At 54.6% G+C, this 12,899-nt stretch carries 9 protein-coding genes; 4 read left to right on the forward strand and 5 right to left on the reverse strand.

Annotated features, from left to right (window positions below):
* Window positions 1-195, reverse strand: a 195-nt coding sequence (locus G512_RS22820) for a hypothetical protein (protein WP_036489812.1), incomplete at its 3' end; no start/stop codon positions are given.
* Window positions 188-1,171 (reverse strand): aldo/keto reductase, encoded by a 984-nt coding sequence (locus G512_RS0113430; RefSeq protein ID WP_028482168.1) that lies wholly within the window; start codon window positions 1,169-1,171, stop codon window positions 188-190. The genes G512_RS22820 and G512_RS0113430, both read right to left, overlap by 8 nt.
* Before the next feature lie 96 nt (window positions 1,172-1,267).
* Between G512_RS0113430 and G512_RS0113435 the strand changes: the two genes are divergently transcribed.
* Together G512_RS0113435 and G512_RS22600 are read left to right on the forward strand one after the other, a co-directional pair.
* On the forward strand, window positions 1,268-2,188 hold the full coding sequence (locus G512_RS0113435) for a LysR family transcriptional regulator (RefSeq protein ID WP_228130512.1): 921 nt from the start codon (window positions 1,268-1,270) through the stop codon (window positions 2,186-2,188).
* A 117-nt stretch (window positions 2,189-2,305) separates the two neighbouring features.
* Window positions 2,306-2,458, forward strand: coding sequence for a hypothetical protein (locus G512_RS22600; protein WP_155943658.1), 153 nt, complete (start codon window positions 2,306-2,308; stop codon window positions 2,456-2,458).
* A 36-nt stretch (window positions 2,459-2,494) separates the two neighbouring features.
* Here the strand turns inward: G512_RS22600 and G512_RS0113445 are convergent, their stop codons facing one another.
* From G512_RS0113445 to G512_RS0113455, 3 genes are all read right to left on the reverse strand, one after another.
* The gene (locus tag G512_RS0113445) at window positions 2,495-4,525 is read right to left on the reverse strand and encodes a methyl-accepting chemotaxis protein (protein WP_028482170.1); all 2,031 of its coding nucleotides are present in this window, start codon (window positions 4,523-4,525) and stop codon (window positions 2,495-2,497) included.
* A 427-nt stretch (window positions 4,526-4,952) separates the two neighbouring features.
* Window positions 4,953-6,983, reverse strand: coding sequence for a methyl-accepting chemotaxis protein (locus G512_RS0113450; protein WP_028482171.1), 2,031 nt, complete (start codon window positions 6,981-6,983; stop codon window positions 4,953-4,955).
* Window positions 6,984-7,306: 323 nt separating this feature from the next.
* The gene (locus G512_RS0113455; RefSeq protein ID WP_028482172.1) at window positions 7,307-9,529 is read right to left on the reverse strand and encodes an esterase-like activity of phytase family protein; all 2,223 of its coding nucleotides are present in this window, start codon (window positions 9,527-9,529) and stop codon (window positions 7,307-7,309) included.
* 464 nt (window positions 9,530-9,993) lie between these two features.
* Between G512_RS0113455 and G512_RS0113460 the strand changes: the two genes are divergently transcribed.
* Window positions 9,994-10,947, forward strand: coding sequence for a TAXI family TRAP transporter solute-binding subunit (locus tag G512_RS0113460; RefSeq protein WP_028482173.1), 954 nt, complete (start codon window positions 9,994-9,996; stop codon window positions 10,945-10,947).
* A 69-nt stretch (window positions 10,948-11,016) separates the two neighbouring features.
* The gene (locus G512_RS0113465) at window positions 11,017-12,774 is read left to right on the forward strand and encodes a TRAP transporter permease (RefSeq protein ID WP_028482174.1); all 1,758 of its coding nucleotides are present in this window, start codon (window positions 11,017-11,019) and stop codon (window positions 12,772-12,774) included.
* Window positions 12,775-12,899: the final 125 nt, after the last annotated feature.

The following is a 12,899-nucleotide window of genomic DNA, read 5'->3' on the forward strand; positions in this document are numbered from 1 at the left end:
CGCAGATCCGGCATCCAGAGCCACCAAGCCCGGGGAATGTTGCCGCCACCCGACTGGATCCCGCGTCAAGCGCGGGATGACAAATGAGGCAACGAGAGGGGGGTGAGGCAAGAGGCCAAAGCCGCGGCAAGGGCGTTCAATGCGCAGCTCCGGCCATGGGCTGATTGTGGTGGAACGCAACGAACTGTCAGGCATTGAGCCCCTTCATTCCTTCTTGCGTATACCGGTCCCCATAGACGGAGAGTGCGGACAGCTTGTTGTCAAAAGCTAGCAGGGACCTTTGACTCAGCTTGTGGGCAGTTGCTCCTACATTTTCTTCGAGGTATTCAAGACGCTTGGTGCCAGGGATAGGGACGATGTTCTCATCCTTTGACAAAAGCCATGCGAGACAAAATTGAGCTGGAGTACAATTTTGCTCCGCTGCGCTCTGGGTAACGAGCTCGCGGATCCTGCGGTTCTGTTTCAGTCCTTCCTTTGAAAATCTGGGAAGGGCTGCGCGGAAGTCGCCCGGGCCAAACTGATTGCTGTCAGTGATCGCACCTGTTAGGTAGCCTCGCCCCAACGGAGAGTAGGGCACAAAGCCAATGCCAAGCTTCTTGCAGGTTGGGAGAACTTGATCTTCCACTTCGCGGGTCCAAATTGAGTATTCGGTTTGGATTGCGGTGATCGGATGGATAGCATGGGCTTTTCGAATGGTTGTTGCGTTGGCCTCGCACAAGCCAATGTGGCTGATTTTGCCCTCTTCTACCATGCGGGAGAGTTCACCGATGGTATCTTCAATCGGATGAGCCGGATTGAGACGGTGCACATAGTATAAATCGATGTGATCTGTTCCGAGCCTTTTCAAGGACCCTTCCAGACAGGTGCGTGCATAGACTGGCGTGTTGTCGATTGTTCTTGCATACTCCCCCGGTTTTCTCAGGATTCCGAACTTGCTGGCGATCTTTAAGGTACCGGATCCTGTTTTAAGAAACCTGCCCAACAGTTCTTCGTTGTGGTGCGGACCGTACATGTCAGCGGTATCGAAAAAGGTGATGCCAAGTTCTACTGCCCGCGAAAGGACCCGCAATGACTCGTCGTCGTTCCGCGGACCGTAGAACTCGCTCATGCCCATGCAGCCCAATCCGAGAGATGAAACTTCAAATCCATTCGCCAATATACGTTTATTCATGACAGTGCCTCTTCTGTTTGATGGGAAGTTGCCATAAGAACTATTTGGAAAATAGACATTCATATGGAAAGCTATTTTTCATATTCGGAGAATGAGATGCTGATTTGGGATGACGCGAAAGCCTTTCTTGAAGTTGCAAGGCGAGGGCAATTGAGCGCAGCAGCCCATCATATGGGATGTGGCATTGCTACCTTGTCGCGTCGGTTGGATCGCCTTGAGGGCGCTTTGGCGGTGAAGCTGTTTCAGCGGCATCAGACAGGTTATACTTTGACCGCAGACGGTGAGGAGCTGTTTGACAAGGCGGAGGCTATGGAAGCTGCGGCCTTAGCTTTCCAGGAAGGCGCCGAGCAACAAGCGCGTGTGCAGGGGCGCGTTCGCCTTGCCACAGCCGAGAACTTTGCAAGCCATCTCATTCTGCCGCGCCTTGCAGACTTCGCGAGGCGCTACCCTCATGTCACGCTTGATATCGTAACCGACATTCGGACGGCAAATCTACATCGCAGAGACGCAGATCTGGCTCTTCGCATGGTAAAGCCTACTCGTGGCAATGTTATTTTGCGCAGGCTCGGAACCTTGGGATATGGGTTGTATGCTGGTGGCGGCTTGGTCCAGAAGTTGACAGACCCTGATTGTTCGACTTCATGTGCAGAGATGGCCTGGGTTGCATGGGGCGATTCATACTCTGATCTGCCTATGGCGGGCTGGTGCGAGAAATTCTTTTCGCGTGAGCCTGCGCTCATGGCCTCGTCCGTAGCATCTCACATTGCTGCGGCCAAAGCTGGGCTGGGTCTGGCGGTTCTACCGCATTTTTTGGCAAGCGGCGCGGGCCTGCACTGCGTCAATTCCAATATCGAACTGTCACAGCCTATATATCTTGTTCTTCATGCCGATCTTGCGCAGACACCTCGTGTACGGGCCACTGCAGATTTTCTGGCGTTTCTGATTGAAGAACAGCGTGATCGCTTGGCCAAGCCAGCCCCACAAGAGACGATTTGTCCTTCCCAACCTTTTGATTAGAGACTGCCTGATGGGTGTCCGTGTTTGTCCTGATATTAGACGGCGTAGCACGAGCGTAAGCTGAAGATATACCAGCTTTCAAGGCGCTTGGGGCACCTGTTGGATTGGGAGGTGGCTATGCACGGGAACCTATTCATCTGGCTCGCTTTAGCAGTTGGGCTTGCTCTTGTAACCGTTAACCCGTTGGATTTTGGAGCCGTTGGACGTGTCGGCTGCGTATTGTTGCTCGGTCTTTTGGCTATCAAAAACTATGAGGGCAAGTGGGACTGAAACAGGGCGGCGATCAAACGCCGCCCCGGTTTGATGTCAAGCGCTGCGGACTTCGCGCAGGAAGGTCGCAATGTTTGCCTGCAGGCTGTCCGCCTGACTTTTCAGCGTTTCCGAGGCAGACAAGACTTGTGAAGCGGTGGCGCTGGTTTCACTGGCCGAGGCCGTAACACCGGACATGTTTTCCGCCACATTTCGTGTGCCTTGCGCAGCTTGCTGTACGTTATCACTGATCTCGGTGGTGGCAGCACCTTGCTGCTCTACGGCTGCCGCGATGCTTTGGGTAATGTCGTTGACGTCGCCCATTGTCTTGGCGATCTCTCCGATTGCTTCAACTGCTTCCTTGGAAGATCCCTGAATGCCGACGATCTGACTGGAGATTTCTTCCGTTGCCTTGGATGTCTGGTTCGCCAGTTCCTTGACCTCAGCCGCAACCACGGCAAATCCCTTGCCCGCTTCGCCAGCGCGTGCGGCCTCAATGGTGGCATTCAGTGCCAGCAGGTTGGTCTGCTCGGCAATGGCCTGAATAAGGGTTACCACCTCGCCAATGCGCTGAGCGGCCTGATCCAAGCTCGCAACCTTATCATTTGTAACACGTGTTGTTTCGGTTGCGTTACCCACAACGCCTTGGGTGTGACCGACCTGCCGGCTGATTTCATCGATGGATGCAGCCAGTTCCTCTGCCGCTGATGCGACGGTCTGGACATTGGTTGAAGCTTCCTCGGAAGAGGCGGCGGCCGTCGTCGTGCGTTCGCTGGTGCTTTCAGCAATGCCGGTCAGAACCTTGGCGGTTTCTTCCAGCTCAAGAGAGTTCTGCGAGACGGTAGTCAAGCTTTCCTGGATCGAAGCGTCAAAGTCGGCAATCAATTGGTCGATGCGTTTCTCGCGCTCTCGGCGGGCCAATTGGTCTTGTTCGGATTCCCCTTGCAGTCGCTCGCGTTCAACAGCGTTTTCCACGAAGACCTCAAGGGCTTTGGCCATCTGGCCGATTTCATCCTTGCGCTCGCTGTAGTCGACGGGACTGGTTGTGTCGCCCTCGGTCAGCGCGTTCATGCGTTCGGTGGTACGTACGATCGGCTTGGCGATGGACGAGCCCACCAGCCACATGACCACGGTGCCAACGACCAGACACAGCACGGCGGTTAAAATGGCCATGTTGCGGGTGCTGTAAGCTGTTGCGAGCAATTCGGCGTCATCAACGGAAACAACGGCGTGCCAGATCTGATCAGTGCCTGGCAGAGTGAATGGGCTGACCGCGAGACGTTGTTCACCTACCTGGAATGTTTCGGTGCTGGTGCCAACTGCGCTCATCAGGTTTTTCAGTTGTCCTTCGACAGGTGTGCCAATTGTGCTTGGTTCGCTGTTTGCTACCCAGACGCCATTGTCGGCAACCACACCCACATAACCCGTTTCGAACTTGCGCATGGCTGAGATTTCTTCGGAAATCGCCGCGAGGGATACATCGACAATAACAGCGCCGATCACTGTATTGGCGTTTGAGAACATAGGATTGGAGGCAGATACCATCAGGACGGTTTCGCCGCCAATTTCATACTCATATGGCGCGGTGATCACAGTTTTCTTGCTGTTGACGGCCGGATAGTACCAAGTCTCTGGCGAATCCGTCAGCATGCCGACGAGGCTCTGATCAACTGCGCTACCATCTCTGTAGGTGTACGCTTCGAATTGTCCGTTCGCGTTGTTTGTACCTGTGTTGCGGTAATCACTATCTTTGCCGATGACATCAGGTTCGAGAATCGTTGAAAACCCCAGAAGCTGCGGATTGCGCTCGAGGAACTGTGCCGCCATGGTTGCCAGCTCCGAGCGACTAAGGTCGGTGTTCGTGATTGCTCCTTCAAACGCATCAGCCAAGCTGGCTGCGGCATATTGGTTCAAGCCGATTTGCTGTTCGGCGTTGTTTGCCTGAACAATTGCATTCTCGAGCAGCAGTTCCTCGCCCTTTTGCTGAGCCATATTTGACATAAGCACAGTGACAACAGTGATCAACACCACCAAGCCGATGACGAGAATGATGTTTGACGATGAGAAAATTTTAACGCGCAGAGACATAGCCAGTACCAAGTTGTTGTTGCTGGTCGATATCTTAAGCGGTAGGTCACAGGCCTTAATTGAGCCTTAATTGGAAGACCTTGCACCCCGAAACATTAGTCGTATGACGCAATGGGAAGTCAGATTAGCGCGTTTTCGTCATGCCAATATTTACGATCATAGAATTCGCAGAGGTTCACTTGGTGATTTCTACTGGGATGAAAAATGGTTGGAAATTAAGGTCTTACGGGGAAAGACATATAAATTTTGACAGATGCCCAGGGAAGGAGATTTGGTGTCACGTTTAACCTTTGGAGGCCGCGTGGCAAATATGCAAAAATCAGAAATAAATTTTCATTAGTTTTCCCGGGTTGCAATCATTGGCTGCAGTCTGATTTTGAACACCGACCTCAGCGGGTGGGCCGGTGTTCAAATTGAATCGGCCAAGTCACGCGCTGCGGACTTCGCGCAGGAAGGTCGCGATGGTTGCCTGCAGGCTGTCCGCCTGACTTTTCAGCGTTTCCGAGGCAGACAAGACTTGTGAAGCGGTGGCGCTGGTTTCACTGGCCGAGGCCGTGACACCGGACATGTTTTCCGCCACATTTCGTGTGCCTTCAGCAGCTTGCTGGACGTTATCGCTGATCTCGGTGGTGGCAGCACCTTGCTGCTCTACGGCTGCCGCGATGCTTTGGGTAATGTCGTTCACATTGCCCATTGTCTTGGCGATCTCGCCGATTGCTTCAACTGCTTCCTTGGAGGATCCCTGAATGCCGACGATCTGACTGGAGATTTCTTCCGTTGCCTTGGATGTCTGGTTCGCCAGTTCCTTGACCTCAGCCGCAACCACGGCAAATCCCTTGCCCGCTTCGCCAGCGCGTGCGGCCTCAATGGTGGCATTCAGTGCCAGCAGGTTGGTCTGCTCGGCAATGGCTTGAATAAGAGTTACCACCTCGCCAATGCGCTGAGCGGCCTGATCCAGACTTGCAACCTTGTCATTGGTCGTTTGGGTTGTTTCGGTTGCGTTGCCCACAACGCCTTGCGTGTGACCGACTTGCCGGCTGATTTCATCGATGGATGCAGCCAGTTCCTCTGCCGCTGATGCGACGGTCTGGACATTGGTTGAAGCTTCCTCGGAGGAGGCGGCAGCCATTGTTGTGCGTTCACTGGTGCTTTCAGCAATGCCGGTCAGAACCTTGGCGGTTTCTTCCAGTTCAAGAGAGTTCTGCGAGACGGTAGTCAAGCTTTCCTGGATCGAAGCGTCAAACTCGGCAATCAACTGGTCGATGCGTTTTTGACGTTGCAGACGGGCCAGCTGTTCCTGTTCGGATTCCCCTTGCAGTCGCTCGCGCTCAACAGCATTTTCCACGAAGACCTCAAGCGCTTTGGCCATCTGACCGATTTCATCCTTGCGCTCAATGTAGTCGACGGGGGTGGCTGTGTCGCCCTCGGTCAGTGCGTTCATGCGTTCGGTGGTGCGCATGATGGGTTTGGCGATGGACGAGCCCACCAGCCACATGACACCTGTGCCGACGATCAGACACAGCACGGCCGTTAAAATGGCCATGTTGCGGGTGCTGTTGGCTTCCGCAAGAAGTTCAGCTTCGTCGACTGCAATAACGGAATACCACTGCGTCAGTGTACCAGCTACCTTGAACGGCTGGACCGCGATGCGTCGTCCTTCGGTCTTGAAGACTTGAACACCGTTCTGAGCGCGAGAGACAAGCTGTGAGATTTCGCTACGGACCTGTTTCCCCAACAACTCAGGGTCACTGTGTGAAACCCATGTGCCGTTCTGGCTGACAATGCCTACGCCACCAGTTTCAAAACGCCGAGAACCTTCGTAGGTCTTTGCGAGCTCGCCGAGATAAATATCCGTGGCAGCTACACCAATTGGCGATCCATTCTGGGAAAAGATCGGTGTTGATGCTGTTACTGCGCGTGTCGTTTTGCCGTCGGTTTCAAAGCTGTAAGGAGCCGTGATCACCGGCGCTCGCTGCTGCAACGCGGCATCATACCAGCCCTTTGCGCTGGCGTCGGTGGTGGAAACATCACGCCAATCAATACCGCTGGATTTGCGAGTCAGGGCAAGGTTCAATCTGCCGTCGGTTCCGGAATACTTTTCGCCGGCATGGGATGCATCTGTGCCAAGTTGGTCAGGTTGAAGAACCAACAAGAAACCGTTCAGAGTCTTGTGTTGGTCAAAGTAAGCCATGGCCGATTCAACGAGCTGAGCACGTGAGACATTCCCTGACTGGATGAAAGCAGAGGCTGTGTCTGCAAAACTTGCGGCCATCAATTGAGGGGCACGAATGATCTGCTGGGCTTGGTAGGTCTGAGCCGCCGCGTTCTCAAGGATGAGTTCTTCGCCGGCGTGATCGGCATTGCGGGCCATCAGCATGGTAATCACAGTGATGAGTGCAACAAATCCGACTATGAAGACGGCACTTGCTGATGCGAATAGTCTTAGACGCAGTGACATTTTATTCCCCGAATGTGCAGAGAGGGCTTTTATGAGGTTGGATGTTTGTAGAGCGGTTAAGATTAATCCTCTCTTAAGAAAGAGGTTCTGATTGCAGTAAAATGAAAGCAAATACCCGAGGTTACTTTAAGGTCAGCTTTCTCTGGAAAGGTATTTTTACACTCATAGATTGCCCCAAGCTTATCCGAGCTTACCCTTTGCAAGTGCTGGGTGGGTTTGACTGACATATATCATGCTGCGGCCGATTGGTTTGCTGTTGCGTTCACCAAAAAGCCCGACCACTTTTCAGTGGCCGGGCTTTTCATGGCAGTATTGGGTGACGATCAGTTCAGAATGGACACATTACCCATATCGAAGAACAAGCTTTCACCTGTTGCATCATCGACACCATCATTGTCGGTGGAGATGAGGACGCGGCCATCCGCGGTGATCGCCAGACCTTCGACCTTGTCTGGGGTCCAGCCGTTGGTGGCTGACATCTGTGGCAGGAGGTCCAGAACGACCTTCTTTTCCAGAACCGGAAGCTCTTCGCCGTGGGCCGCAGGGGTCACGCCATCCAGAGACACAACGGTTACCTGCTTGATCGCAGCGTCTGTGCCGCCCTTGTTGTCGCGCTCTACAACAGCCAGCTTGTTGTCGCCGAGGTAGGTGACTTCAGAAAGGCCAACCCAGCCGCCAGCAGGGCTCTTTGGTGCGTCCAGCGGGTAGTGAACGAAACCCCAGCTCTTGTCGGCAGGATTGTAGATGCCGAGCTTGGTCATGCCCTTCGGGTCGTCGTTCCACTCACGCTGAACAGCAACGACAACAACTGGCGTGCCGTTGATTTCAGCTTCAGTCACGCCTTCGAGGGAGAAGCGCTTTGCCTGCTCGATGAGCGTTTCTGGCAGAGTGATTTCTTGCTCGATTGTGCCGTCAGAAGACACCTGAAGCAGGTAGTGCTGCAGTTCTTTCTTCGGGTGACCTTCAGAAGCAAGCCAGAAGCCGCCATCCTTGCGGATTGCGATGCCTTCCAGGTCGTACTTGTCAGCGGAGCCGCCGGCCAGGTCGACGTAAGAAACGATCTTTGCAGGCATTTCGGAAACGTCGAGGGTGAAGATGCGTGCTGCGTCGTAGAAGCTGTCGCTTACGGCGTAGATCTTGGAGGCGTCAGTTGGGTCGCCAGCCATCCCGGAGATGGCACCCCAGCCGATTGGTGCGCCGGTCTTTGGATCGGCTTCGGAGATCAGCTGCGGGTACTCAGCAGCGTCTGCGCCGAACTTGTAGATGCCAACGTGAGCGCGAACGCCTTCCTCAGCTTCGTCCTTTTCGTTTGCAACAACGAAAAGACCGTTTTTTGCAAGAGCCAGCAGGCCTTCCGGCGCGATGTGTGTCGGCAGGAACTGAACGAACTCAGGCTCGCCGCCTGTGTCCTTGTAGACAGCCACGAAGTTGCCGCGCTCTGAATTTACAAAAATGAGGGTGTCGTCACCGAACGTGCCAACTGCAACACCTTCAGGCTCGGTGCCCTTCTTGTGGGCGCGCTTGGCCGGGTAGTGGCCGTGGGACATGCCCAGGTGTTCCATCTGCGCGTCGCTGTCGAACAAGACTTCGCCGTCCTTGTTCCAGATTGTGAAGCCGCGAGAGCCGCCTTCGTAGTCACCTTCGTTTGCGGTTACGAAACGGTCGGCATCGATCCATGCAACAGCGTCTGGCTCGCGCGGTACATCGGTGATGGAGCCTGTCCCATCGACCAATCTTGCCTTTTGGGTCGGGATAGCATCAGCAGAAGAGGTGCCTGCAGAGAAGTGTGTGACGATTTCACCGGATGCCAGATCAACGATAGCAAGGTGGTTGTTTTCCTGCAGCGTGACAACAGCGAGATTGTCATTGTTGATGGAAACGAACTCAGGCTCTGGATCGGTTGGGGCAACGTCGGCGAGGCCGGTCATTTCAACAGTGCGAGCTGCCTCACAGTTGGTTGGCATGCCGTCGGCGTCCAGATCGAAGATGGTGAGGTGGCCAGCTGGAAGCTGTGGGATCACACCGTCGTTCAGGTCTTCGTCACGCTCGTTCTCAATGGCGATGGCAACGAACTTGCCGTCCTGGGACAGAGCGATGGAGTCGGGTTGCCCGCTGGCGTCACACTGGGCGACGATTTCCTTGGTGTTCAGGTCGACGAAAGCAAGGTGGCCTGACGGTTGGGTGAAGCTTTCCGAGGTGTTCACACCGGCGAAAGCATAGTTGGCGCCAACGGTCACAGAGGTCGGCTCGCCACCCAACTCTGTACGACCTGCCGGCGCGGGATTGGATGGGTCTTCAATGTTCAGGAACACAAGCGCTTCAGCCGGACTGTCGGTGAAAACCAGAGTCTTGCCGTCTTTGGTCGCGCTGATGATTTCGGCGACGGTTTCCGTGGCTGGATCAGCACCATCTGGCAGTGTCTTGAAAACTGGATAGGTGGAAATTCGTTCGAAGAATTTTCCGTCAGCTGCATTGGCGCCGGTGGCTGTACCGGCAAGAATTGCCAGACTGATGCCGCCGATCAAACGGCGCTTGAAATCACGCATGGTTGCTCCCTTTAAGTCAACAGAAGTTATTCCGTGGATTACCGCAACCTATGCGGGATAGTTGGAGGCTGGGTGACGTTTAGTTGAACTTTTCATGACGTGGTTATGTCTTGATACTTATGGGAAATTCGCGCTTCACCGTAATATTCTCAACGCATGTGTTAGTGATTAACGGCTTTTTTCCGCTTTATGTCGCATGGGCATTTAGAGTGACTTTGATGTGCCGAGCAATGAAAATACTGATGCGATAATCTCTGTAAAAGAATAATGAGATAATACGCTGTAAGATTGATATTTTATGCCAATATTTATCATTATTCGGAATCAGACCGTGAATTATTGCTGAGAAATTCTCCATTCTTGCAAAGGAGTGCTCAGTGTCATCTGACGGAGAATGTGTATAGTGAGCCGTGTGCATCGCTAGAGCGGTGCGGGAGGAAACTGACAGTGCCCGAGGGGATAGGATGAAATTGTTCAAGGGATTAGCGCTGGGAGCAGCCGTGCTGGCTCTAACGGCAACGGCGCAGGCGCAAACACGCGTGACATACAAGTCCGCAAAGACCGGCACCTCATATTATCAGATGGCGGTGCAGGCGGCCGAAGCCATCAAGGCGGCGTCCAATGGTGAAATCATCGTGACCGTCGAAGAGAGTCAGGGATCTGTCCAGAATGTGATGGAAGCCTCGGTGCGCCCGGGCAACTACATGTTCACCACCCCGCCGGCGCTGGTGCCACTCGCGCAAGAAGGCAAGGCCATGTTCGAGGGGCGAGCCAATCCGCGCTTTGATGAAATTCGTGCACTTTTCCCGATACCGTCTTTGACAATGCACTTCGTCACACGGGTAGACGCCAATGTCGCGGGCTTTGAAGACCTGAAGGGCAAGAAGATTTTGATCGGAAAAGGGTCTTTTGGTGCTCGGGAAGGGGCCAAGTATCTTGATCTGTTCGGCGTGAAGGACGACGTTGAGCTTGCGAATGTGGAACTGTCCAACGCGGTTTCTGCGCTCAAGAACGGCCAGATCGATGGTTTTGTCACGTCAGGCTCCTATCCGGCACCAAACGTGATCGAAGCCGCCGCAAGCGTGGATGTTGATATCATGAGCCTGAGCGATGATGAAATCGCCCAGACAAAGCGCACCCGCATTGTCATTCCGGCGGGCACTTATACGGGGCAGGACGCAGACGTTGCAACCACGTCACTGCCTGTTGTGGCCTACACCACCACACAAATGGATGACGATACGGCGTATGCGGTGACCAAGTCATTCTGGGAAGAAAAGGCCAAGCTGGCCAAGGAAGCGCCTTGGTGGGCCGCTGTAGATCCGGCCATGCTGGAACTCAACACCACCAAGCTGCATCCGGGAGCATTGCGCTATTACGATGAGGCCGGTGTTGCCGTGCCGGACAGCCTGCGCTAACTCACGGAACGTTTGAGACACGCAAGGCCCGGACGTTTGGTTCGGGCCTTCAGTTTTTAGGGGCAACAGGTGACAGGACTTTCCCGTGCACTTTGGGTGACGCTGGGCGGCGCAACCATCGTTTTTCATCTTGGACTGATCTTTTACGGGCTGGTACCGAATCTGGTGAGCCGCCCGCTCCATATGGCACTGGCCTTGCCATGGGTGCTGATTTTTGTTGCCCGAAACAGGTTCGAAAAAGCATCGGGCTGGGTTTTGTGTGTGGTGGGATTGGCCGCCACGTTCTGGATTGCGTGGAACCATCAGATGCTTGGCGACCAGTACGGCTATCTGATGGGCAACTTTCAGGTAGCGATTGCCATCGCCTTGTTGGTTGTGGTGCTGGAAATGGCGCGCCGGTCCATTGGCTGGCCGCTGCCGCTGGTAGCGCTGCTCTCGATTCTTTATGGGGTGTTTGGAGAACACATTCCCGGCGAGTTTGGTTATGCGGGCATTCCGCTTCAAAGTTATCTGGGCACGCTGACAATTGCAGAAGGGGGGCTGTGGGGCAGCCTGACAGGCATTTCCGTCAGCGTGGTGGCCATTTTCGTGATCTTCGGCGCTGTGCTTAATGCTGGGGAGGCCGGACAGGGGTTCATGAATGTGGCCGCGGCCGCTGCTGGCCGTTTGCGTGGTGGTGCCGCCAAGGTTTCCGTTGTGTCGTCTGCGCTGTTTGGGTCCGTTTCAGGATCTGCGTCAGCCAATGTGGCGTCGACAGGGGCAATTACCCTGCCTGCGATGCGGCGGCTTGGTTATCCGCGAGCGCTTGCCGGAGCTGTCGAGGCCGTTGCCTCGTCTGGCGGGCAGATTACACCACCCTTGATGGGCGCCGGAGCCTTTGTAATGGTCGAACTGACCGGGGTTCCTTATACGGGTATCATGGCTGCGGCGATCTTGCCCGCTTTTCTGTATTTTCTTGCAGTATGGGTGGGTATAAACGCCTTTTCCCGCCGGTATGAGTTGAAAGGCCTGAGCCCGGAGGAGCGTCCCGACATGTCGACGGTTCTGATTACCTCTGGCTTCTTTCTGGTCCCTTTTACCGTTCTGCTGTTCGCGATGTTCGCCTTGGACTTCACGCCTCAGTATGCGGCCTGTATTTCCATTCTGGTTGGATTTGCGCTGTTGTTTATTGACAAGGCGCTCAGTTTTGACCGCGCACGCACCTTTGAGCGCCTGGAACAAGCGTTGGTGAACGCGGGCCAGCAGGTGTCAACGATCGCAGCGATTATTATCTGCGCATCCATCATCATAGGCACGCTGGGCATTACGGGCCTCGGCGTCAAGATCACGTCACTGATCCTGTCCGGATCCGGTGGCATGTTGTGGCCGGCCTTGCTGCTGACAGCCTTGGCCTGCCTGGTGCTTGGCATGGAGGTGCCGACAACAGCGGCCTACGTGATCTGTATTTCCGTGGCCGGGCCTGCGCTTACCGAGATTGGGTTGGAGCCGCTGCAGGCTCATATGTTCGTATTCTGGTTCGCCCTGCTTTCCACGATCACGCCGCCGGTTTGCGGCGCGGTCTTCATTTCTGCCGGCATGGTTGGAGAGAACTGGTTGAAAGTTGCCGTGTTCTCCATGGCGCTCGGCATTGGGCTTTATCTGGTGCCGTTGGGAATGGTCGCCAATCCCGCCTTGATTGAGCTTTCCAGTGCGCCGGTAGCTGCCCTGTTTGCCATGGTCAAGATCGGGCTGGGGCTCTCTCTAATCTCTTATGGTCTCATTTCCCCCTCGCGCTCCTATTTGCGCCTCCTTTACGGCATTGGTGGAGGCATTCTCATATTTATTTAAGACGAAAGTCTGGTTTCGCGTTGAGTAAGCGGGCGGGTCTGAAAGGATTCGCCCGTTTTTTGTGTATATCAGGGAGTTTGTTGGGTTTTTCACAGCCGGTGGTCCTTGTGAAAATGCCCGGAGCA

Source organism: Pseudovibrio exalbescens DSM 16456 (assembly GCF_000422785.1).
GTDB classification, from domain to species: Bacteria; Pseudomonadota; Alphaproteobacteria; order Rhizobiales; family Stappiaceae; genus Pseudovibrio; species Pseudovibrio exalbescens.